This window comes from Mesorhizobium sp. L103C119B0 (assembly GCF_000502235.1).
GTDB lineage: Bacteria > Pseudomonadota > Alphaproteobacteria > Rhizobiales > Rhizobiaceae > Mesorhizobium.
Genome location: NZ_AYXE01000014.1, coordinates 108,008 through 131,550, shown reverse-complemented (window position 1 = coordinate 131,550; position 23,543 = coordinate 108,008). Strand labels below are relative to the sequence as shown.

Below are 23,543 nucleotides of genomic sequence, written 5' to 3'. Positions count from 1 at the left end.
AAAAATACGGGCCGCTTCTACCTGATCCGGTCGAGGATGGAAACGTAGTTGGCGACGGCAGCGCCACCCATGTTGAAGATGCCGCCAAGCTTTGCGTCCGGCACCTGGATGCCGCCTGCTTCGCCGGTCAACTGCATGGCGGTCAGCACATGCATCGACACACCGGTGGCGCCGATCGGATGGCCCTTGGCCTTCAGCCCGCCCGAAGGATTGACCGGCAGCCTGCCGTCTTTTGCAGTCGTGCCGTCCAGCGCCAGCCTGCCGCCCTCGCCCGGCTTGGCTAGGCCCATCGCCTCATATTCGATCAGCTCGGCAATGGTGAAGCAGTCATGCGTCTCGACGAAGGAGAGGTCGTCGAGCGTCACGCCGGCCTTCTTCAAAGCCTGGTTCCAGGCCTGCTCGCAGCCTTCGAAGGACAGGATGTCACGCTTCGACATCGGCAGGAAATCCTGGACATGCTCGTTGGCGCGGAAGGCGACGGCGCGGCGCATCTTCAACGCCGTCGAGGTGTCGGTCAGCACAAGGGCGGCAGCACCGTCGGAAACCAGGGAGCAATCGGTGCGCTTCAGCGGACCGGCGACGAAGGGGTTCTTCTCGCTTTCCTGGCGGCAGAATTCGTAACCGAAATCCTTGCGCATCTGCGCGTACGGATTGTCGACGCCGTTCTTGTGGTTCTTGGCGGCGATCATCGCCAGCGCGTCCGACTGGTCGCCATAACGCTGGAAATAGGCCTGCGCGATCTTGCCGAAGACGCCGGCAAAACCGGCCGGCGTGTCGCCCTCCTCCGGCAGATAGGAAGCCTTGAGCAGGTTCTTGCCGATCTCGGGGCCGGGGGTCGTCGTCATCTGCTCGGCACCGACCACCAGCACGATGCGGGCGGCATTGGCGTCGATGGCGCGGATGCCTTGGCGGACCGCTGCCGAACCCGTGGCGCAGGCGTTCTCGACCCGCGTCGCCGGCTTGAAGCGCAGCCGGTCATCGGCCTGCAGCACCAGGCTGGCGGTAAAATCCTGAGGGGAGAAGCCGGCGTTGAAATGGCCGAGCACGATCTCGTCGACCTCGTCCGGGCCAATGCCGGCATGGTCGAGCGCGTCGACCGCGACCTTTGTGATCAGGCCCTCGAGCGTCTCGGCTTCAAGCTTGCCGAAGCGCGAATGCGCCCAGCCGACGATGCATGCGGTCATGGCAACCTCCGTTCGCCGCAAGCCTAACATGTCATAGCGCGGCATCAGCCTCTAATATTGTTCAACAGTGAACCGTTTTCCAGTCCAAGGGATGGGCCAGAGCGACACGATCGGTTGATCCGAGCGCGAGTTTTTTATTGATTGATCCGTCAATAAAAAATAATCTCGGTTTTGATCTGGATCTCCCCAATGCCGAAAGTCGGAATGGAACCGTTGCGCCGCAAGGCGCTCATCGACGCGACGATCTCGGCGATCGGCGAGCGCGGCTCGCTTGATGTGACCATGTCGGAGATCGCCGGACGGGCGGGCGTGTCGTCGGCCCTTGCCCACCACTATTTCGGCGCCAAGGACGAACTGCTGCTGGCGACGATGCGGCACATACTGGCCGAACTGACCATCGACATGCGGCGCGCCCTGCAATCCGCCGGCTCGCCGCGCGAACGCGTCTCGGCGGTGGTCGCCGTCAACTTCTCCGACATCCAGTTCCGGCCGGAAACCATCGCGGCCTGGCTCGCCTTTTATGTCGAGGCACAGAAATCATCGGCCCTGCGCCGGCTGCTCAGGGTCTATGCGCGGCGGCTGCACTCGAACCTGATGAGCGGACTGACCGGCATACTGCCGCGCAACGAGGCCGACCGCGCGGCGGAAGCGGTCGCGGCGATGATCGACGGGCTGTACATCAGGCGCGCGCTGAAGGACGGCGTGCCGGATGCTCAAACCGCGATCGCGCTGGTCGAAGATTATCTCGAAATCAAACTCGGCGGGCGACAGACACAGTGACAGCCTCAGAGATATCAAGGCGACCCAACATCCTGATCGTCATGGTCGATCAGCTCAACGGCACGCTGTTTGCGGACGGGCCGGCGGACTTCCTGCATGTGCCGCATCTCAAGGCGCTGGCCGCACGCTCGGCGCGCTTCGGCAACAACTACACGGCCTCGCCGCTTTGCGCGCCGGGCCGCGCCGCTTTCATGAGCGGGCAATTGCCGTCGCGCACCCAGGTCTATGACAACGCCGCCGAATTCGCTTCCTCGATCCCGACCTATGCGCATCATCTGCGCAGCGCCGGCTACTACACCTGCCTGTCGGGCAAGATGCATTTCGTCGGGCCGGACCAGTTGCACGGTTTCGAGGAGCGGCTGACCACCGACATCTATCCCGCCGATTTCGGCTGGACGCCGGATTACCGCAAGCCCGGCGAGCGCATCGACTGGTGGTATCACAATCTGGGCTCGGTCACCGGCGCCGGCGTTGCCGAGATCACCAACCAGATGGAGTATGACGACGAGGTCGCCTTCCACGCGGTGCAAAAACTCTACGATCTTGCCCGCACCTCCGAGGACGAGGCCAGCCGGCCCTGGTGCCTGACGGTTTCCTTCACCCACCCGCACGACCCCTATGTCGCACGGCGGCAATATTGGGAATTCTATAAAGACTGTCCGGCGCTTGAGCCGGAGGTGGGATTCATCCCCTATGCCCATCAGGACCCGCATTCGCAACGGCTTTACCGGGCCAGCGACTACGACAGTTTCAACATCACGCCGGAGCAGATCCGCCGCTCGCGGCGCGGCTACTACGCCAACATCTCCTATCTCGACGACAAGGTCGGCGAGTTGATGTCAGTGCTGGAGCGAACGCGCATGCTGGACGACACCATCATCCTGTTCTGCTCCGACCATGGCGACATGCTTGGCGAGCGCGGCCTGTGGTTCAAGATGAATTTTTTCGAGGGCTCGGCGCGAGTACCTTTGATGATCGCCGGCAAAGGCATTCCTGCAGGGCTGATCGAGGCGCCGGTCTCCAACCTCGACGTGACGCCGACGCTGTGCGATCTCGCCGGCATCGACATCTCCGCGATCGCACCGTGGACCGATGGCCAGTCGCTGCTGCCGTTGCTTGATGGCGGACAGCGCACCGCGCCGGTGCTGATGGAATATGCCGCCGAGGGCTCCAACGCGCCGTTGGTGGCGATCCGCGACGGCCGCTACAAATTCATCCATTGCGAGATCGACCCGCCGCTTCTGTTCGATCTCGAAGCCGATCCGCAAGAACGCACCAATCGTGCCACCGATCCGGCGCATGCCGATCTGGTGGCGGCCTTCACGGGAGCCGTGCGAGCGCGCTGGGACATGGCGGCATTCGATGCCGCGGTGCGCGTCAGCCAGGCGCGGCGCTGGGTGGTTTATCCCGCGCTGCGCAACGGCACGCATTACCCCTGGGAGTTCCAGCCACTGCAGAAGGCGTCGGAACGCTACATGCGCAACCACATGAACCTCGACAATCTCGAGGAACAGAAACGCTTTCCGCGAGGCGAATGATGACAATTGTCCCCTCCCTCGAGCACCTCAGACAGGCCTATGCCGTGACGTCGAAGGCGACGCAGATCACGCCTTTGCTGGAATCGACAGCCTTGGCCAAGGAGACGGGTGCGGCCCGCGTCTTCATCAAACCGGAATCGCTGCAATGGGCGGGATCGTTCAAGGTGCGCGGCGCCTATTGGCGGTTGAAGCGGCTGTCGCCGGATGAGGCCATAAAAGGCGTCGTCGCCTACTCCTCCGGCAATTTCGCGCAAGGGTTGGCAGCCGCCGGCCAGACGCTCGGCATTCCCGTCACCATCGTCATGCCGATCGACGCGCCGGCCGCCAAGCGCGATGCCACTGCAGGCTATGGCGCGCGCGTCGTGCTGACCGATCATGGCGAGCGCGCCCGTGAAGAGGTCGCAGCCGCCAAGGCCCGCGAGATTGCCGAGACCGAAGGGCTGGCGTTGCTGCATCCATTCGACGATCCGGAGATCGTTGCCGGCCAGGCCGGCGCCGGGCTCGAAGCGCTCGAACAACTCGAGGCAAAGGACGCCAGTGCCGACCTTCTGTTCTGCTCGGTCGGCGGCGGCGGACTGATCGGCGGCATGTCGCTCGCCTTCCACTATCTGTCGCCGGCAACCGAGATCATCGGCGTCGAGCCGGAAGGCTTCAACGGCATGGGTGCATCGCTAGCGCATGGCGCCATCGAGACCATGCCGATCGCGCCGAAATCGATTTGCGACCGGGCTGATGTCGCGGCGGCCGGGCGACGCGCCGTTCGCGGCGGTCAAGACCGCTGGCGTGCGCGGCATCACCGTCGACGACCAATCGGTTAGGCGAGCGATGAAGATCGCCTTCGAGCGGATGAAGCTGGTGCTCGAGCCGTCAGGCGCCGCCTCTCTGGCGGCGCTGCTCGGCGGCAAGGTGGATGTGACGGGTAAAACGGTCCTGGTCATGGCTACCGGCGGCAATGTCTCGCTCGCCGATTTTATTTCGCATATGAACGATGGGCGCATGTGAACCATGCTTGAAGCAGACTTCGTCATCATCGGCTCCGGCTCGGCCGGCTCGGCCATGGCCTACCGGCTGTCGGAAGACGGCAAGCATTCGGTGATCGTCATCGAGTTCGGCGGCACCGATATCGGGCCGCTGATCCAGATGCCGTCGGCGCTGTCGATCCCGCTCAACATGAGCCTTTACGACTGGGGCTTTGCCAGCGAACCAGAGCCGCATCTCGGCGGCCGCGTGCTGGCGACGCCACGCGGCAAGGTGATCGGCGGCTCGTCCTCGATCAACGGCATGGTCTATGTCAGGGGCCACGCACGCGACTTCGACCACTGGGCCGAACAGGGGGCGGCCGGCTGGGGCTTCGCCGACGTGCTGCCCTATTTCAAGCGCATGGAGGACAGTGACGGGGGCGAGGACGGCTGGCGCGGCCACGGCGGCCCGCTGCACGTCCAGCGTGGCCCGCGCAAGAATCCGCTCTACGGCGCCTTTGTCGAGGCCGGCCGCCAAGCCGGGTTCGAACTGACCGACGACTACAATGGTTCGAAGCAGGAAGGCTTCGGGCCGATGGAGCAGACCATACGCGGCGGCCGCCGCTGGTCGGCCGCATCAGCCTATCTGAAGCCGGCGCTCAAGCGGCAAAATGTCAGCGTGATCAAAGGCTTCGCCCGTCGTGTGATCATCGAGAATCAGCGCGCTGTCGGCGTCGAGATCGAAGCTCACAAACAGATTCAGGTCGTTAAGGCGCGACGTGAGGTGATCGTTGCCGCATCATCGATCAATTCGCCCAAGATCCTGATGCTATCCGGTATCGGCCCGGCCGCGCATCTCAAGGAGAACGGCATCCAGGTCGTGGCCGACCGGCCCGGTGTCGGCCGCAATCTGCAGGATCATATGGAGCTCTACATCCAGCAGGAATCGACCCAGCCGATCACGCTGAATTCGGTTCTCAACCCATTCTCCAAGACGCTGATCGGGGCGCAGTGGCTGTTCTTCAAGACCGGCCTCGGCGCCACCAACCATTTCGAGGCCGCGGCCTTCGTACGCTCGCAGGCCGGTGTCGACTACCCCGATATCCAGTACCACTTCATCCCGGCGGCGGTGCGCTATGACGGCAAGGCGGCGGCGAAGGCGCATGGCTTCCAGGCGCATGTCGGGCCGATGCGGTCGAAGTCGCGCGGTTCGGTGACGCTGCGCTCTCCCGACCCGAAAGCGACGCCGGTCATCCGCTTCAACTACATGTCGCATCCAGACGACTGGACCGAGTTCCGCCACTGCATCCGGCTGACCCGCGAGATCTTCCGCCAGAAGGCTTTTGACGGCTTTCGCGGCAAGGAAATCTCGCCGGGTTCGCACGTCCAGTCGGACGAGGATCTCGACGCCTTCATCCGCGATCATGCCGAGAGTGCCTACCACCCGTGCGGCACCTGCAAGATGGGCCGCGCCGACGACATCATGAGCGTGGTCGATCCGGAGTGCCGGGTAATCGGCGTCGACGGCCTGCGCGTCGCCGACTCCTCGATCTTCCCGCGGGTGACCAACGGCAACCTCAACGCGCCGTCGATCATGACCGGCGAGAAGGCCTCCGACCACATTCTCGGCCGCACGCCACTGGCGCCGTCCAACCAGGAACCCTGGATCAATCCGCGCTGGCAGGTGGCGGATCGATAGGGCACTGTCCGGCGGACTGCTCCGCAATAGCGAATACATCTGGAGAACAGCATGCGCGCCCAGCCAACGGCATCGCACTATGTCAACGGCCGCTACATCGAGGACGAAGGCGGCGCGCCGCTGCCGGTGATCTATCCGGCGACCGGTGAGGTCATCGCCACTTTGCATTCGGCGACTCCGAACGTGCTGGAGCTCGCCATCGAAGCCGCGCGGGCCGCACAACCGGCCTGGGCGCGGATGAAGCCGGTTGAGCGTGGCCGCATCCTGCGCCGCGCCGCCGACATTTTGCGCGCGCGCAACGCCGATCTGGCGCGGATCGAGACGCTCGACACCGGCAAAGCGATCCAGGAGACGCTGGTGGCGGATGCACTATCGGCCGCCGACTGCCTCGAATATTTCGGCGGCGCGGTTGCCGCCTTCAACGGCGAGGCGATCGATCTTGGTGGACCTTTTGCCTATACGCGCCGCGAGGCGCTCGGTGTGTGCGTCGGCATCGGCGCCTGGAACTATCCGATCCAGATCGCCGGCTGGAAATCCGCCCCGGCGCTCGCCATGGGCAACGCCATGGTATTCAAGCCTTCGGAGAACACGCCGCTGTCGGCGCTGGCGCTGGCCGAGATCTACTCAGAGGCGGGCCTGCCCGACGGGCTGTTCAACGTCGTGCAAGGCTATGGCGAAGTCGGCGCCGGCCTCGTCGGCCATGATGTCGTTGCCAAGGTTTCGGTGACCGGCTCGGTGCCGACCGGCCGCAAGGTGCTGTCGCTCGCCGGTTCGAAGATGAAGCACGCTACCATGGAGCTCGGCGGCAAGTCGCCGCTGATCGTGTTCGACGATGCCGATCTCGAAAACGCCGTCGGCGGCGCCATGCTCGGCAATTTCTATTCGACCGGGCAGATCTGCTCCAACGGCACGCGCGTCTTCGTGCAGAGCGGCATCCATGACCGCTTCGTCGACCGGCTGGTCGAGCGGACGAAAAAGATCCGCATCGGCGATCCGCTCGATCCTGAGACGCAGATGGGGCCGCTGGTCAACAAGGCGCAGCAGGAGAAGGTCGTTTCCTACATCGCGGCCGGCAGGCAGGATGGAGCAACGCTCGCCTGCGGTGGCAACGTGCCGTCGCTGCAAGGTTTCGATGGCGGCTTCTTTGTCGAGCCGACGGTGTTCACCGGTGTCACCGATACGATGCGCATTGCGCGCGAGGAGATTTTCGGGCCGGTGATGAGCGTGCTGAAGTTCGACGGCGAGGACGAGGTGATCGACCGCGCCAACGACACCGAATTCGGCCTCGCCGCCGGCGTCTTCACCCGCGACCTGCAGCGCGCTCATAGGGTGATCGCCGAACTGCAGGCCGGCACCTGCTGGATAAACGCCTATAATCTGACGCCGGTGGAAATTCCGTTTGGCGGGGTGAAGCAATCCGGCATTGGGCGCGAGAACTCGCTGGCGGCTTTAGCGCTCTATTCGCAGCTGAAGGCGGTGTATGTCGAGACCGGGGATGTAGCGAGCCCGTATTGAGGGGTTGGCGCGAGGCACCCCCCTCTGCCCTGCACGGCAGAGGGGGGTGCCTCGCACCGGCCTCTCAACAACCTCACCCCTTCTGCGCTGTCCCATCAAGATACTGCGTCAGCGCGCAGACCAGATGATAGAAGATGCTGGCCGGCACGTCCGATGCCAAGGAGCGGCCGCGTTCGTCGATGCGGTCGATCCACAGGCCGAGCGGCGCCGGGTCGATGTGCCAGCGGAATAGCCGGCCGACGCGCGCCTCGATTTCGGGCTTGAGGTCGGGACCGCCCGAGCCATCCAGCGCAATCGCCGCCTTGATCGCTTCCGCCTGCGGCCAGCTGCGCGATACGAGGTCGAGCGGCAGGCCCTGCCGGGAGACCGCACCGTAGGCAAGGCCGGTGGCGCGGTTGAGGCCGTTGGCGATGGCCGAGGCGTAGAGCTTGCGGGCAAAATTGCTCAACTCGCCCTGGCCGCTGCGGGCGACGAAATCGGTGAGCAGCGAGGCCCATTCGAAATGATGGCCGGGCTCGGTCCATGTGCCCTTCTCGCCGGCGGTCGGCTTCCACCCGGCGTCGAAATATTCGCCCAGCGTCCAGCTCTCGGCATCGAAGAAATGACTACGGAAAAGGTCGATGATGCGCGCGGCGCGGCGCAGATAGGTGCGGTCGCCGGTCGCCTCATACCAGGCGAGGAAGGCCTCGAGCAGATGCATATGCGGGTTGGAGCGCCGCTCGCCCTCGCCGTCCGACGTCTCGAGGAAGCCGGTCATGCGGCTGTCCTCGAGATGCGCGTCGAGGAACACGAAGGTCTCCTGGCCCAGCCGCAGCGCATCCGGATTGCCGCACATATGCGCATGCGCCAGCGCCAGCAGCACGCAGGAATGGTCGTAGGCATCCTCGGTTGGGTCGGCGACGGAGCCGTCGACATTGAGCGTGCGCACCCAGCCGCCTCTGTCGGTGCGGCCCTTGCCGGCCATGAAGGCGATGCCGTGGCTAATCAACCGGTCCGCCGGACCGTCCCAGCCGCGCGCCCTGGCGACCGCAAAGGCATAGACCTGTCTGGCCGTCGTGCGCATACGCTTGGGCTTCAACAGCGGATTGCCATCGAAACCCAGCGCCTCGTGGAAGCCGCCATGACGCTCATCGACGCCTGAAGTTGACCACAGCGGCAAGGTCTCCTCGAACAGCCAGTGATGCACGCGCCGACGCCAGGCGCCGCTCTCGATGACGCGGTCGTGTGCCGGCGTAAACCTGGTTTCCAGCCGTCCCGATTTCTCCAGCTGCTCGACGATCTTCTTGACGTGCTGGCTGTGGCTGACCGGTGCGACGAAGGTGGCGTCCGCCGTCGAGACGATCGCGACGTCCTTCATGCCGATAGCCGACAAAAGCCGGCCGTCGCTTCTGATGTAGGAGTTCTCGCAATCGATGGCGACAACATCGCCGACGACGACATTGCCATTGGCATCAGCAGGGCCGACATCGAGCAGCGACTGCCAGGAGCCGAGGTCGTTCCAGCGAAAGCCGGCCGGCACCATGACGATGTCCTTGGCCCGCTCCATGATGGCGTAGTCGATCGAGTTCGACGGGATGGCGGCGTAGAGGTCGAGCGGCATATAGAGGCCGGACAGATCCGAAGTCGCTGCCTTGTAGGCCGCTTCGGTGGCCTGCCAGATGTCGGGCTGGAAGGCCGCAAATGCATCGCGCATGGCGCCGGCGCGAAACAGGAAAATGCCGGTGTTCCAGTAGAAGGTGCCCGCCCTGAGATAGCTCTGCGCGATGGCGAGGTCGGGCTTTTCGACGAAGCGCGACACGTCGAAGACGCCAGCGCTTTCGGCTGCGACTTCGATATAGCCATAGCCGGTCTCGGGCTGCGTCGGCTTGATGCCGAACACCACCAGACGGCCGGCAAGCGCTGCCTGGCTGCCCGCCTCGACGCTCTGCCAGAACTGCTTGGGCGTGGCGATTTCATGGTCTGACGGCACCACCAGCACCAGGCTGTCGCCGAACTCCGACAATGTGCGCAGCGCGGCCAGCGCCACGACGGCAGCCGTGTTGCGCCCGGTCGGCTCGAACAGCGGGCCACCGCCGGCGAGGTCGAGGCCGGCAAGGTCGGCATGCACGCGCTCGGCATGGCGCTCGGCGGCGATCAGGAAGATCGGCGTTTCGCCCTCCGGCCGCGCCGTCAGCCGGCGCAGTGTCTTGGCCAGCATCGAGCCGTCGCCGGAAAGATCGTGGAACTGTTTCGGGTTGTCCTCGCGCGACAGCGGCCACAGCCGCGAACCGACACCGCCGCTCATGACAAAACTGACGATGCGCTCGCTCATGAAAGGTCCAATCAGAACGTCTGGTTGTAAGCGCCGACTTCGGGGCTGCGGCGCAGCACGGCGTCGACCGCCTCGAACATCTGCCGGCGGCGGTCGGACGATACCGGGCTTTCGACAACCACGACAAGCTCCGGCTTGTTCGACGACNCTGCCGGCGGCGGTCGGACGATACCGGGCTTTCGACAACCACGACAAGCTCCGGCTTGTTCGACGACGCCCGTACCAGGCCCCAGGTGCCATCTTCGGCCACGATGCGCACGCCGTTGACGGTGATCAGGTCGGCGATCTTCTGGCCGGCAAAAGCCTTGCCGGCGCGCTGCATCGCCTGGAAGTCCGCCACCACCCGATCGACCACGCCGTATTTCACGTCATCGGNCCGTCATCATAGCCGCGGCCGATCGGCGGATTGAAGAAAAAATGGCCCGACTTCTCGAATCCGGCGACGGCGCCAAGCTCGGCGACGCGGCGCTTGATGTAGGAATGGCCGGTCTTCCAGTAATCGGTGACCGCGCCATTGGCGCGCAGGACGCTGTCGGTGTGGAACAGGCCGGTCGACTTGACGTCGACGACGAAAGTCGAGCTGGAATGCTGGCTGGAGATGTCACGCGCCAGCATGACGCCGACCTTGTCGGCGAAGATCTCGTTGCCCTCATTGTCGACCACGCCGCAACGGTCGCCGTCGCCGTCGAAGCCCAGCCCGACATCGGCGCCGNGACATGGTCGGCGTGCCGAAGGTCAGCGGCAGCGCGCGATAGAGATCGGCCATCGAACTTGTGGGGTTGCGGTCGAGCATCTCACAAATGGCGGTCGCGGTGATGAGACCGTCATCATAGCCGCGGCCGATCGGCGGATTGAAGAAGAAATGGCCCGACTTCTCGAAGCCGGCAACGGCGCCCAGTTCGGCGACCCGGCGCTTGATGTAGGAATGGCCGGTCTTCCAGTAATCTGTCTTCGCGCCGTTGGCGCGCAAGACGCTGTCGGTGTTGAACAGGCCGGTCGACTTGACATCGACGACGAAGGTCGAGCCGGGGTATTGGGTTGATATGTCCCGCGCGAGCATGACGCCGACCTTGTCGGCAAAAATCTCGTTGCCCTCATTGTCGACCACGCCGCAACGGTCGCCGTCGCCGTCGAAGCCCAGCCCGACATCGGCANTCTCGTTGCCCTCATTGTCGACCACGCCGCAACGGTCGCCGTCGCCGTCGAAGCCCAGCCCGACATCGGCACCTGTTTCCAGCACTTTGTCCCTGATGGCATGCAGCATCTGCATGTCTTCCGGGTTCGGGTTATAGCGCGGAAAACTGTGGTCGAGCTCGACATCGAGCGGGATCACCTCGCAGCCGATGCGCTCCAGCGCCTGTGGCGCGAAGGCGCCGGCAGTGCCGTTGCCGCAAGCGGCCACGACTTTCAGCTTTCGCGCGATGCGCTTGTCGCTCACCAGATCGTCGAGATAGGTCTCGCGAAAACCGGAGACGAATTCGTAGCAACCGCCGCCGGCGAGATCGAAATCNTCTCGTTGCCCTCATTGTCGACCACGCCGCAACGGTCGCCGTCGCCGTCGAAGCCCAGCCCGACATCGGCGCCGGTCTCCAGCACCTTGTCGCGGATGGCGTGCAGCATCTGCATGTCTTCGGGGTTGGGGTTATAGCGGGGAAAACTGTGGTCGAGCTCGACATCGAGCCGGATCACCTCGCAACCGATGCGCTCCAGCGCCTGTGGCGCGAAGGCGCCGGCAGTGCCGTTGCCGCAAGCCGCCACAACCCTGATCTTGCGCGCGATGCGCTTGTCCTGGGTCAGGTCGTCGAGATAGGNGGCGCGAAGGCGCCGGCAGTGCCGTTGCCGCAAGCCGCCACAACCCTGATCTTGCGCGCGATGCGCTTGTCCTGGGTCAGGTCGTCGAGATAGGTCTCGCGAAAACCGGAGACGAATTCGTAGCAACCGCCGCCGGCGAGATCGAAATCGCCCGACAGCACGATCTGTTTCAGGGCGCTCATCTCCTCCGGTCCGAAGGTGAGCGGCCTCGCCGCACCCATCTTGACTCCGGTCCAGCCATTCTCGTTGTGCGATGCCGTGACCATGGCGACGGAAGGCGCGTCGAGCGCGAACTGGGCGAAATAGGCCATGGGCGACAGCGCCAGGCCAATGTCTTTCACCTTTGCGCCCGCAGCCATCAGGCCGGAAACCAGCGCCAGCTTGATGGCAAGCGAATAGGAACGGAAATCATGCCCGGTGACGATGTCGGGCCCGGCGCCAAGACGGCGGATCAAGGTGCCCAGNGCGAATAGGAACGGAAATCATGCCCGGTGACGATGTCGGGCCCGGCGCCAAGACGGCGGATCAAGGTGCCCAGCCCCATGCCCAGCGCCTGGACACCGATCAGGTTGAGTTCCGGCAGTTGCGCGGAGCCGGGATGGCCGAACCACCAGCGCGCATCATATTCGCGAAAGCCGGACGCCTTGATCAGTGCTTCGGTTTCGAATTCGAAACTGTTGGGCCGGGCGTCGCCAATGATCCTGAGGCTCAAAACTGGAAACTCCAAATGGCTGGAAACGGATAGCGGTCACGCGGCGACAATATCACACAAGCCCCGGCTACTCAGAGCGTCTGACGATCAGGCCTCCCAAAAGGGTGGTGTGGATCGCCCAACCGGCATCGTTGGGGCGAATTCCACAGCGGCTTCCGTGTTCTGGAACGATAGATAACGAATTGTAGCGCTGGGCTATAACTTGTGATCGAACTCTAGCCATGTTGTGCACCGCTCCGTTTTGGTTCCCACCTGCGGTTGCTATCGCGTGCCAGGAAATTGACCTAAGAGCTACACCAGCACAGCCCAACGGCTTTCGCCAGCAACCATTTTTTGACGCCACAGTTTCATACGTTGGGACAATCAATGCCCGTGTTTTTTTTCGACATCCAGGACGGCAAAACACGCTCACCCGATACAGAAGGTACCGAATACCGCAGCATTGCCGAGGCGCAGGCCGACGCCATCAGGATGCTCGTGGCCATAGCGCAAGACGAATGGCATCATGGTGTGAAGAGCGCGCTGGCTGTCCAAGTATACGACGACAAGCGCAGACCTGTCGTCGCAGCCAAGATCGATTGCGCCGTAACTGTCTGTGACGGTCCGTTGCGCGTCAATTAGATCCGCGATTCCGAACTGTCGAGATGCAAGGCGTTGAATGTCTTCAGGCGGCACGCCGCCACTTCTGGAACCCCATCTGCACAAGCCATCAGTTCGAGATACCGTTGAGCCGATGCCGTCCAGCTGAATCGAGCCGCTCTCGCCCGGCCGCGCGAAGACAGATCGCGTCTGAGACCCTCGTTCTGTTGCAGCCGCATAAAACAGTCGAACCAAGCATCGGCATTATCAGGGGCAGCGTAAAGCACGGCATCTCCTCCGATTTCCGGGAGGCTTGCACGGTCGGACATGACAACCGGACATCCAAGAGACATGGCTTCGAGCGGCGGCAATCCAAAGCCCTCAACAAGCGACGGGAACGCCAGGCACAAAGAGTCCTGCAAAAGTGCAGCCAGTTCCGCGTCAGACGTTCTTCCCAGCCAGACCACGTTTGGCGCGCTCTTGTAGTCGATCCTGCTGAAGACACGGGAGGCAGAGGCGCCGACGACCGCCACCTGCAGCCCCGCCGAACCAAGCCTATCCTGCAGGCCAAGTATCAGACCTATATTCTTGTGCGGAATCGAACTGCCGAGCACAACAATCGTCCTTAGTCCGGCGACAGACCGGGTGCGATCTGAATGACGAGGCACCCAGCGAAGCGAATGTTCGTGCCCGTTCCCGATGACTTCGATCTTGGACGCTGAAGACACGCCATGCCTCATCAACTCGCCGGCAGAGTACTGCGAGACCGTGGTTATCTTCAGTGCAGTCTTACCCAAGGCAGGTATCAGTGTGCGGTAAAGCAGTCGAAACGGCAGCGAATAGCTCTGTGGGCATATTCGCGTGTTGACATCGTGAATGCACAGTATGTGTCTGCGCACACTCAAAGGGCCTGTGTTGCATAGGCTAAGCAGGCCGCCACCAAGACGAGCCGGAAGGACGGCTTGTTCCCAGGCATGGCCCCCAAAGCTGCCGAGTGTCCGGACGTTGATCGCGGAAAGGTCCAAGAGGTCATGTGCACCGGGCGGGGCCAGCAACTCAACCTTCAGATCTCTTGCCAATGGACCTCGACCGGCGAGCAAGCTGTCCAGCGCCGAAATGATCTCGCGTGCATACCTTTGAACGCCTGTCGTCGGTTGCGCCAGGAAACGGCCGTTTATCGTCCAATTTCGCGTCATCATCAGTCACGTTCGGGCGCGGGATAGCGGCGCAGGATAAGCTCTCGGTCTATCCGACTTTGCATGACGGAAAAGCCGAGGTCATCCTGGCCTTGCGACTTAACTGGCGCAAAGGACTGCTTCCGGCCGTTCTCATCCAAAGGGCGTGTCCAAAGGCTGACAGCTACGCCCAATGTGTGGGGTTCGCGCCGGCTCGCCAATGCTAAGATGCCGCCCGACCCGCGACCGGCGTCAAAGGGTCCCTTTGATGCATCAGTGACAGATCTGGCAATGGAGTGAAGGCATGATATCTGGCGACGTCCAGGCAAGTTTGGGCTAATGCGGGCCGCGACCAAGTCGTCGGGACCTGGAGCCGTCGGCCACATTGCCGCGGCGACCAGATGTCTTTGGATATGCCTATCGTGCCTGATGATCACCACCAGTGCGTCCGCTGCGGACTTCCTTTGGGGCGTGAACGGTCATCCGTTCAATGCTTACCCCGGTATATCCATCGAAAAGCAGCTCGAGTACGTCCGCGACCTCGGGATGAGGTCCTACCGTGTCAACATTTCCAACGTCGACAGCGCAGCCAGACTTGCCGCACTGATCAAAGCTGGGAGGGCGCGCGGTGTAGAGATACTGCCAGTGATCACACCCGAGTTGGATCTCGACCACAGCACTGTCGATGAACTTTACGCACAAGCCTATCGACTTGCATCGACACTTGTATCTCGCTTCAAGGACGACATTCGGGTCTGGGAGCTCGGCAACGAGATGGAGAACTATGCCATCCTGTTGCCCTGCGAGATAAAGGACAACGGGGTGCAGTACAGCTGTGCCTGGGGACCGGCCAGTGGCATGGAAAATTCAGACTATTTCAGCCCACGCTGGGTGAAGGTGAGCGCGGTGCTGCGCGGTCTTTCAGACGCCACCATCGCGGTCGACCCGACCATAAGGAAAGCGATGGGGAGCGCAGGCTGGGGCCATCGCGCGGCATTCACGCGCATGCGGCAAGACGGCATAAGATGGGATATTGCGGTTTGGCATCTCTATGAGGGTGATCCCGAGGAGGCATTCAAATTCCTGGCGACGTTCGGCAAACCAATCTGGTTGACCGAGTTCAATTATAGCGGAGGCAGCCAACGTGGAGAACGCCAGCAGGCCGAAGGTCTGCTCGAAACGATGAATCTCCTGCGCAAATATCAGTCTTCCTATGACCTGGAGGCTGCCCACGTTTACGAACTCATCGATGAGACGTATTGGGCGCCAAGTTATGAGGCTTTTATGGGCCTCGTCCGCCTGGAAAAACGTGGCGGCGGGTTATGGACACCCAGTGGAGAAAAACCAGCATACGAGGCGGTAAAGAAGTTCATTGCGGACGGCAAGTCGGATTTGGTTTCGCAAACAGTGGCAGCAACCCGCCCAGTACTTAGTGAGCAGGCATCGGATCCTTCACCCGGACCTCTGCGCGCAATTCACCCGTGTTCCATTGATACGATCGATAAGTCCTCCACGGACCCGGCAAACCGGGTTGCGTATGCATACTGCTTGCTTCTGCATCGCATGCCATCGCCGATCGAGCAGTGGAACCAGGTCGTCGCCTTGAAAACGGACCCGTCCATCTCGTCGACACTCCTGCTGATATTGAATTCGGCCGAATTCAGAACAGCAAAGCTGCCGGCTGGCCTTGGAAACGCGAAATATGTAACGTTCCTATACGGGGTGCTCCTTGGTCGTGAGCCAGACAGCAACGGTCTTGATTCTTATCTGGGTAAGCTCAGTATTAATAAATTAACTCGCCAGGACGTTATAGCTGAATTGGTAAATTCCTATGAGTTTCGCTCCAAACATCCATGTTTATTCGTCAATCAGCAGGCGGTTAAGTGAGTGTATTTGGCAGGCAGGTCGCAAGTGGTGCGTTCTGGGCGGCTGCGGAAACTTGGGGTCGGCAGGCCGCTATGTTTGCCGTTTTCGTGGTGCTGGCGCGCCACCTTAGCCCGGAGGCATTCGGGCTTGCCGCCCTCTCTATGGTTGTGCCGAATATTTTCGCCGCTCCGGTAACGCGGGGACTGCCCGATGCCATTATTCAGCGGGCCGAAATCGAACCCATTCATCTGGACTCTGCATTCTGGCTGCTTATCTCGACAGGGGCGGTAATCAGTACCCTCATCTGGATGTCCGCCGGGATGATTGCAGCTGCGTTCGACCAGCCGCAGCTATACGCGCTAGTCAAGTGGACCAGCGCGGTTGTTGTGATTCAGGCCTTTAACGTCGTCCCTGCGGCTATCTTGAAACGCGAGTTGAGCTTTCGCCTTTTTGCGGTGCGCACGCTGACAGGCTCTGTAGTGGGCGGCACATTGGGAGTGGCAATGGCGCTTGCCGGATTTGGCGTGTGGAGCCTCGTCTGGATGCAGCTCACAAAAGCCATTGTCGAGACAGGTGTCATTCTCATTGGCAGCGCATGGAAGCCGCGCTTCCGATTTTCCTTGGCCCGCGTCCGGGAGCTTTTTGGATTTGCCGGCCCACTGATTGTGCAAACCATCTGGAACCTGGGCAACGATGAACTCCCCAAGATCGTGCTTGGTGCGTTCGTCGGTCCGAGCGCCGTTGGCATATATGCCCTTGCGCGTCGACCTCTCGATCTTCTGGTGGAATTCCTGCTCTGGCCGATTATGGCCATCACGATGCCAACTGTCTCCCGCATTCAGGCTCAACCAGAAAAGATAAACAGCTTTTTCAACACGACGATCCGCGTCGCCGCGATCATTGGTTTTCCAGCCTTTTTCGGTTTCGCAGCCGTGGCGCCCGTCGCCGTTCCATTCATCTTCGGCCAACATTGGTCGGTTGGCGTCGTGGCCGTCCAGATATTGATGATATTGGGTGTACAAAGAACGGTTGACGGAATCTGCGCGCATACGATTCTCGCGCTCGGCCGCTCCGGCCTGCTGCTTAAGCTAAACATGATCTATACGGCTTTGGCCCTGGTCTTCATAACCGGTGGCGTTCAAGTCAGCTTCGCCTGGGCCATCGCCGGCCTCGTGGCTAGCAACGTACTGCTTCTGCCGATCTTCCTTGTCCAGATCCGCCGAATTGCCCACATTGATGTCCTCAGGCCGCTGGTGATTTTCCCTCGGCTTGGCGTGGCATCGCTAGTGATGTTTGCACTCGTCACTATGTGGGTAAGGCGCGCCCCTGCCAACGCCGCGCCAGGCTTTGTCCTGATCGGCGGTATCTTTGTTGGCGCGGTCGTCTATGCCGCGGCCTCCTTCGTGCTGGTGCGGCCCGACCTGCTCAATGCACGCAATTTTGTGCTTGGACTGAGGGCCCGATGAAGGTTGTCATCCTGAGCCAGCCCTTTGACACAGTCACACCGCCGGCCCAAAATTCGATTGGCATATGGACATATGAGGTTGCGAGGCGGCTAGGTGGCGATTGCGAAACGACGGTTTTGGCGCGGCGTTTGCGAGGCATGCCTGCGCAACTGGAGATCGACCGCGTACGTTTTGAACTGCTGAAATGCGCGCCTTCACGTATTTGGGGCCTCGCCTCGCATGTCTGGAGGCATGTCAGCCCGCGATCGCCGTTGGTCGCGCAAAGCATCTATGCGTTAGATTATCTAGTCCAGGCGTTGCGGGCGATACGTCGGATCTCGCCTGATGTAATCCACGTGCAGAACTTCCCTCAGTTCGTGCCGGCGATCCGGCGGGCGGCGCCGAAAGCGGCAATCATGCTGCACATGCATTGCGACTGGCTCGTCGAACTTGACCGCGAAGCTATGAAGCTCGCGCTGGCCGCCACCGATCTTGTGGTCGGGTGCTCTGGACATGTCGTGGCCGGCGCGCGCAATCGCTTTGCCGACCTGGACAAAGCCTTCGCGGTTCTGCCGAATGGAGCCCCCGTTAATCATGGCGTCTCGGCCAAAGCGCGAATTCCTGGCCGGGTATTGTTTGTCGGCCGCGTGTCTCCCGAAAAGGGCCTCCACACATTGATGGAAGCCTGGCAGATTGTGAGTGCCGAATTTCCCACGGCCCGCCTCGAGGTCGTTGGTCCGTCTGCCACTCTTCCTCGCGAATTTCTGATTGACTTGAGCTCGGATTATGACGTTCGCGACCTCGCTCGCTTTTATAAGGGCGGTCGCGGATACCTCGGTTCTTACGAAGCGGCATTGCGCGCCATGTTACCCGCATCAATCACTTCCACCGTCAGCTTTCTTGGCGCCCTGCCCTACAGATTGTTGACCCAGCGATACGTCGAGGCATCGCTCCTCGTAAATCCCTCCTTAAGCGAATCCTTCGGAATGAGCCTGATCGAGGCCCTCTCGGCAGGCACTCCCGTTGTGGCAACGCGCGTCGGCGGCATGACGGAAATTGTCGAAGGGATCGGGGGTGGCGTTCTTGTGGAAAAGAACGATCCGCAGGCGCTGGCAGCTCAAATGATCGAACTTCTGGCCAACCCGGCGCGAGCGGCAATGATGGGGTCCCAAGCAACCGCCGGGATCGCCGAGCGTTATGGATGGGAAAAAATTGCTGAATCAACCCTTGCCCAGTATGCGACGGCCATCTCTGCGCGCCGTGCGCGTCTTTGAGGCAAGGCCCTCTCGGATCAACGCTGGGCCTGGAACGAGGTGAAGACCGAACCCGTGTCGTCGCCCCACTCCCAGTTGACGGCAAGTCCGACCCGCATGACGCGCAGTGCCGGATCATTCGGATATATGTCGGTTAGGCTGCGTTGCATCACAGGTTCGTCATCGATGAAGATCTCAAAGCGGTTGCCGTCGAATGCGACGCGCATGCGAAAGAGCTTCCCCCAAACGACCTTGTCCGCCACGTTGGTCCATATCGCATCGTAAAGTTCTTCAAAGCCGAAGCGTTTGATAAACACTGAAATCGAGGCCCCCGGGTAAACGTCGTCGAGCCAGGTCGTGACGCAAACGTAGTTGTCGCAATCTTGCCAGAAGACCAAACCGGCCCGGCTGCGTTGATCCTGTCCTCGACGCTCTCCGGGGGGCAGAATCGAAACCTCCAGATCGGCGAAGCGCGGAAGATCCCATGGCAGCGAGTAGAACGTGCGGCCAGGGTTCGGCCGTTCCACGCTTGCCCGCACACAGGCGCCCCCGCGCCCGTCAAGGTCGATGATCCCGCCTCCAAGCGTTCGGGTCCATTGTCCGTTGCCGAACTCCGTCGTGCGTTGTTCCAGCTCTCCGTGAGGGCCGACAAAACTGTCGGCGTAAGACAGGCATGTGCCGAGCAGCCGCCTATGCTCGCGCAAAGGCGCCATTAAGGGCACAGGAACCTCGCTCGGATGGGCCTCGAAGCTGTGCCATCGGATCGCACTGGCGTCACATTTCCATATACCTGCTCCGGTCGCGGTCTCCATGTCGACAACACCCGCATGCGCCTCGAAAAGACGAACCCCGTCCAGAAAACAGCTCACCTGGCCGCCCCAGTCGAGAATCTGGACCGAATGCGTAATGCCGGCTCGCAGCCCGTGTTGTGCATGTGAGGCGATGGCTATCTCTTTGCCAAAGCGCTTGGAGACCAGACTGCATCCGAGCGCCGAGAGTTTTAGCAGCCAGTAGTTATCGATGTCGCCGAACCGCCAGACGAGGCCCCCAGCGCCAGAGGCCTTGTCGATCTGCACCAGTGCGTGGATCAGTCCGGACGAACGGCCGGGATCGACGAGGCAGAAATTGCCGGATTCATCCCCCCCGCTACGCCAAGGTCCGCCGATTTTGGCAGGCCGCGTTGGCAATCCTCCGTCAAATACGTCTGCGGCGTGAGCGGATCCAAACGTTTTGGCGAACTGCGGTACGGTTCCGACGTGGATCGCCTCGACGCGCGTGTCGACCCTAAACCCGATCTGACCCAGCGCGGCTTGATGGACACCGGCGAAAAGCTTTTCGTCTTTGTTGAACGGGTCGATTGCGATCGGGCGCATCATCGGGAAGGCCGGAACGCCGAACGAGGTTTGGTCGGCTGCCGCGTAGTAGACGGCCCCCTGTTCGCGCAATGCCACGACGTAATACATATGAATGTTCTTCAAGCGCCGAAACGCACTCAGACAACGCTCGCCGACACGAGCCCATAACTCTCCGTTCTCACCTTCCGCAGCGTGAACGACAAAGCAGCAGCCGTCTGCGGACGGATCCATGGGAGCCTCGTTGGAGAACCAACCAACAGCCAGATTCTCATTGATGTTCGGTCCCCGGTAGGTCCTTGACGTGCTGAGCGCCCACCACAAAAACCGGCGGACTGTGAGGCTCTTTCGCGGCGAGCGCACCAAGGCAAGCAATCGGCGGGGCCAAGGGTCGATGCCTGGTCCCCGCAGCCAACGGTAAAAGCGCCTGGCGATGTCGTCGGGCAATGGTGAACCCTGCGAAGTGTTGTGTCCGTTACTCAAGGAGACCATGAGCACGAGTCCGGGTTCGCGCTGAAAAGGGCCGTAGGCGATGCCTTGCCGACCCCAGCCCGGTCGCACAAGCGGCTGAAAGCGCAGGGCACCGTGATCGATCGCGATCTGCCCCTCGACATCGCGGCCGTGCCTGATGCCTCCGGTCGTCGCCAGCGTTCCTATCACCGTTCCGCGTGCGCGATCATCGATAAAGTCATCGACGAGTATGGTGCTGGGCAAAGCGTCGTTGGCTTCTACCCTTTCAGCCGGCTGCGACCGGGCTTGCCGATCCAAGAAGATATCCTCACATCGTCATGGGCTGGGCAAGCAAATGCGACACCTGCCAGCCATCATTGGCATAAGCCACCGGCAACGCCGAAACGATGTATCGGGCTGAAGTTAGGAACTGCGCGATCTCACCCATCTTCCGATCGGCGCCCTCCTTTGTGGCATCATCAATTTCGCAAATCAGCTTTGGGCGATGCGCCTCCAAGGTCGCCACCATTCCACGAAAGACATCCATTTCCGCGCCTTCGACATCAATCTTGATCAGGCTCGGCGGCCTCAATCCGCGTTCAACTATGGAGGCGTCAAGGGTCGTCATCTTGACCTCGAGACGCCCATTCATATCTGGAGGAATGGACACCGTGGCCAGGGTGGCGCCTCCGAGGTGGCGAGCCAGCAACAACTCGACCTGCCCGCTGAGGGCACCAACTGCTTCGGCAAAAACACGAAGCCCGGTCAGTCCGTTGGCGTCACGGCTTCGCTCGATAGCGGCAGCGTTTCGGGGGACAGGCTCATAGGCATAGACCTGGCCGGTGGCGCCGACCTGGCGCGCAGCAATCAGTGAAAAGAAACCTATGTTGGCGCCTATATCATAGAAAACATCACCAGCTCTCAGGCGCGATGCAATCGCCTTCTGGACGGGAATCTCATAGATTCCTTTGGCAAAATCCGGATCAGCACCGCGCGAAAATATCTTCAGGCCCGCGGCTTCTCCCTTGGCAATTGTCGGCATGCCGGACAGGACATCATGCAGCTTAGTCGGTAGTCGCATCGATCTTCCTCACGAGCTGGCTCCCAGCAAGCACACGTCGAATATCGCAGAACGAGGCGCGGCTTTCGAGTCATACATCAGTTGCTGCGGTCACATCCTTCTGGCGGTACCCCAGGTAATCACCTGGCCGCATCGACATGCCCGATGTCACACGTTAACCTCATAGCGCGTGAACAGCTCGTGCTTGCCTAGCAACCGAGTGAGGAAGTCGCCGCCGCCGATATCCCCCAGAATGGGCCAGCTATCTAGTCCCGCCGGCCGTTCGACCTGGGATCGGTGTGACATCAAGGCATGGCGTTTTACATCGATCATGTCGCCGACATCGACAACGCAGTTGAACAATCCGATGCTACGCAGGCCGGCAAGGGTCCTCAGCGTCTGACGGAGCGCGGCGCGATGAAGCCCAGGCACATTGCTGTGCAGGCTAACCCAGGGCCACTGATGCCAATACCAGACGGGATACTCGAAAAGGCTGACATGGCGGCCGTAAGTTCGCAGCGCCTGCCTGGTGCCAAGATTGACTGCAACGTGATCGGAAGGCGGCTCCTTCGCGTGTGTGACGAAAACGCTTTGGGGCTCCCAGGCGACAAACAGTGGCGCGAGCGCGTTGGCGATCGCTCCAACATGGGTCCTCGCCGCACCGTCCGGAACGCGCAGGAATGTCACGCGGTCGGGCGATCCGCCCAGCCGGCAAACGGCCTCGGCCGCCTCTGCTTCCCGGATGGTCCTTAGTGCCTGCGGATCGACATGATCCGAATGGGAGGCCGCACCGTCTGTAACGAACACAAATCTCACGTCAGCCCCGCAGTGGAGTTTCTTGCACGCGACACCTCCACATCCCAAGGTCTCATCGTCTGGGTGCGGTGCAACAATGACCGCCGATGACCGCCAGTCCGCTACCTCGAATGGATGAGCCCCCCTGATCATCGCTCTGTCGAGAATAGCGCCAAACGTATGCCTGAAGTTAAGCATCCATGTCTTCCCATCATCCCTTCTTTGGTCTGGTTCAACCAGACAAACGCATGTTAGCAAAACCACAGGTAAGGGGTGTGAAAATAATGAAGGTGGGAATTCTAGCTGGCGGACTAGGTACGCGCTTGGCGGAAGAGACCGAAATCAAGCCAAAGCCAATGGTCGAGATCGGAGCCAAGCCGATTCTATGGCATATAATGATGCACTATTACGCCTACGGCCACCGCGAATTTGCGATCGCCTTGGGATACAAGGGGGAATACATCAAGCGCTGGTTCAGTGACTATGTCGCATTCGACGGCAGTTTAACGGTCAATGCCGGATTGGGCAGCATCAAGCGTCACTCCAATTCGCTGCCAGACTGGTCCGTCGATCTGGTTGAAACAGGACTGAATACACTCACGGGAGGCCGCATAAAGCGGCTTATCGAATGGATGGGCGGCGAGACCGCGATGCTCACATGGGGTGACGGCGTTTCGGATGTAAATCTCAACGAGCTGATCGCCTTCCATAAATCGCATGGCAAGCTGGCCACCATGACGGCGGTGCGACCGCCAGCCCGTTATGGGCACATTGAATTCGATGGCAATCGGGTCGTCGACTTCACGGAAAAGCCGCAGGCCTCCGAGGGCTGGATCAATGGCGCTTTCTTCGTGCTCGAACCGGGGATCACGGACTACATCGACGGCGACGACGTCATGTTCGAGCATTCCCCCATGCAGAGGCTCGCTAATGACGGGCAGTTGATGGCCTATCGCCATGAATCCTTTTGGCAATGCATGGACACGGTGCGCGAAAAGCATCTGCTTCAGAAACTGTGGGACGGCGGCAACGCCCCCTGGAAGACATGGGATTGATCG

Annotated in this window: 15 protein-coding genes and 4 pseudogenes; 10 read left to right on the top strand and 9 right to left on the bottom strand. The window is 61.4% G+C overall.

Annotation, left to right across the window (positions count from 1 at the left end):
- Positions 1–17 precede the first annotated feature (17 nt).
- Positions 18–1,184 carry an acetyl-CoA acetyltransferase gene (locus X728_RS144800; RefSeq protein ID WP_023832436.1) on the bottom strand — a complete coding sequence of 389 codons (1,167 nt, stop codon included), beginning with the start codon at positions 1,182–1,184 and terminating at the stop codon, positions 18–20.
- A 189-nt stretch (positions 1,185–1,373) separates the two neighbouring features.
- Between X728_RS144800 and betI the strand changes: the two genes are divergently transcribed.
- The 5 genes and pseudogenes from betI to betB all read left to right on the top strand — a co-directional run bounded on the left by betI (position 1,374) and on the right by betB (position 7,675).
- The gene (gene betI, locus X728_RS144805; RefSeq protein WP_023742680.1) at positions 1,374–1,964 is read left to right on the top strand and encodes a transcriptional regulator BetI; all 591 of its coding nucleotides are present in this window, start codon (positions 1,374–1,376) and stop codon (positions 1,962–1,964) included.
- 11 nt (positions 1,965–1,975) lie between these two features.
- Positions 1,976–3,502 (top strand): choline-sulfatase, encoded by a 1,527-nt coding sequence (gene betC / locus X728_RS144810; RefSeq protein WP_081732467.1) that lies wholly within the window; start codon positions 1,976–1,978, stop codon positions 3,500–3,502.
- Positions 3,499–4,504 (top strand): annotated as a pseudogene (locus X728_RS01000000167075) (threonine/serine dehydratase). The gene betC and the pseudogene X728_RS01000000167075 overlap by 4 nt, the downstream one beginning before the upstream one ends.
- Positions 4,505–4,507: 3 nt before the next feature.
- On the top strand, positions 4,508–6,160 hold the full coding sequence (gene betA / locus X728_RS144815; RefSeq protein WP_023832434.1) for a choline dehydrogenase: 1,653 nt from the start codon (positions 4,508–4,510) through the stop codon (positions 6,158–6,160).
- A 51-nt stretch (positions 6,161–6,211) separates the two neighbouring features.
- Positions 6,212–7,675, top strand: a complete 1,464-nt coding sequence (gene betB / locus X728_RS144820) for a betaine-aldehyde dehydrogenase (RefSeq protein ID WP_023805737.1) — start codon at positions 6,212–6,214, stop codon at positions 7,673–7,675.
- Positions 7,676–7,748: 73 nt separating this feature from the next.
- Here betB and X728_RS144825 read toward each other — a convergent pair whose 3' ends face one another.
- The 4 genes and pseudogenes from X728_RS144825 to X728_RS1000000167940 all read right to left on the bottom strand — a co-directional run.
- Positions 7,749–9,986: a mannose-1-phosphate guanylyltransferase/mannose-6-phosphate isomerase gene (locus tag X728_RS144825; protein WP_023832433.1), complete on the bottom strand. Its 2,238-nt coding sequence runs from the start codon at positions 9,984–9,986 to the stop codon at positions 7,749–7,751.
- An 11-nt stretch (positions 9,987–9,997) separates the two neighbouring features.
- Positions 9,998–10,697: pseudogene (locus X728_RS01000000167070) on the bottom strand (phosphomannomutase/phosphoglucomutase); the annotation flags it as partial.
- 2 nt (positions 10,698–10,699) lie between these two features.
- Positions 10,700–11,496 (bottom strand): annotated as a pseudogene (locus X728_RS0135840) (phosphomannomutase/phosphoglucomutase); the annotation flags it as partial.
- A gap of 2 nt (positions 11,497–11,498) precedes the next feature.
- A pseudogene (locus X728_RS1000000167940) lies at positions 11,499–12,510 on the bottom strand (hypothetical protein); the annotation flags it as partial.
- A 366-nt stretch (positions 12,511–12,876) separates the two neighbouring features.
- Here X728_RS1000000167940 and X728_RS144830 point away from each other — a divergent pair.
- Positions 12,877–13,131 carry a hypothetical protein gene (locus tag X728_RS144830; protein ID WP_023832428.1) on the top strand — a complete coding sequence of 85 codons (255 nt, stop codon included), beginning with the start codon at positions 12,877–12,879 and terminating at the stop codon, positions 13,129–13,131.
- Here the strand turns inward: X728_RS144830 and X728_RS144835 are convergent.
- Positions 13,128–14,285: a glycosyltransferase family 1 protein gene (locus X728_RS144835; protein WP_023832427.1), complete on the bottom strand. Its 1,158-nt coding sequence runs from the start codon at positions 14,283–14,285 to the stop codon at positions 13,128–13,130. The genes X728_RS144830 and X728_RS144835 overlap by 4 nt on opposite strands.
- Positions 14,286–14,693: 408 nt before the next feature.
- On the opposite strand from X728_RS144835, the gene X728_RS144840 reads away from it, so the two are divergent.
- The 3 genes from X728_RS144840 to X728_RS144850 are packed head-to-tail and all read left to right on the top strand — an operon-like array spanning position 14,694 to position 18,849.
- Entirely contained in the window at positions 14,694–16,151 is a 1,458-nt protein-coding gene (locus X728_RS144840; RefSeq protein WP_050589953.1) for a DUF4214 domain-containing protein, read from the top strand.
- Positions 16,148–17,596: a lipopolysaccharide biosynthesis protein gene (locus tag X728_RS144845; RefSeq protein ID WP_023832424.1), complete on the top strand. Its 1,449-nt coding sequence runs from the start codon at positions 16,148–16,150 to the stop codon at positions 17,594–17,596. Before X728_RS144840 ends, X728_RS144845 begins: the two co-directional genes overlap by 4 nt.
- Positions 17,593–18,849 carry a glycosyltransferase family 4 protein gene (locus tag X728_RS144850; protein WP_023832423.1) on the top strand — a complete coding sequence of 419 codons (1,257 nt, stop codon included), beginning with the start codon at positions 17,593–17,595 and terminating at the stop codon, positions 18,847–18,849. Before X728_RS144845 ends, X728_RS144850 begins: the two co-directional genes overlap by 4 nt.
- A gap of 17 nt (positions 18,850–18,866) precedes the next feature.
- Here X728_RS144850 and X728_RS01000000167065 read toward each other — a convergent pair whose 3' ends face one another.
- The 3 genes from X728_RS01000000167065 to X728_RS144860 all read right to left on the bottom strand — a co-directional run bounded on the left by X728_RS01000000167065 (position 18,867) and on the right by X728_RS144860 (position 22,638).
- Entirely contained in the window at positions 18,867–20,948 is a 2,082-nt protein-coding gene (locus tag X728_RS01000000167065; RefSeq protein WP_023832422.1) for a hypothetical protein, read from the bottom strand.
- A 10-nt stretch (positions 20,949–20,958) separates the two neighbouring features.
- Positions 20,959–21,711 (bottom strand): FkbM family methyltransferase, encoded by a 753-nt coding sequence (locus tag X728_RS144855; RefSeq protein WP_023832421.1) that lies wholly within the window; start codon positions 21,709–21,711, stop codon positions 20,959–20,961.
- A gap of 147 nt (positions 21,712–21,858) precedes the next feature.
- On the bottom strand, positions 21,859–22,638 hold the full coding sequence (locus tag X728_RS144860) for a PIG-L deacetylase family protein (RefSeq protein WP_245266204.1): 780 nt from the start codon (positions 22,636–22,638) through the stop codon (positions 21,859–21,861).
- Between the two features lie 131 nt (positions 22,639–22,769).
- Here X728_RS144860 and rfbF point away from each other — a divergent pair, with 131 nt between their 5' ends.
- A complete protein-coding gene (gene rfbF, locus X728_RS144865) occupies positions 22,770–23,540 on the top strand; it encodes a glucose-1-phosphate cytidylyltransferase (protein ID WP_023832419.1) in 771 nt (256 codons plus the stop codon).
- The last annotated feature ends 3 nt before the right edge of the window (positions 23,541–23,543 follow it).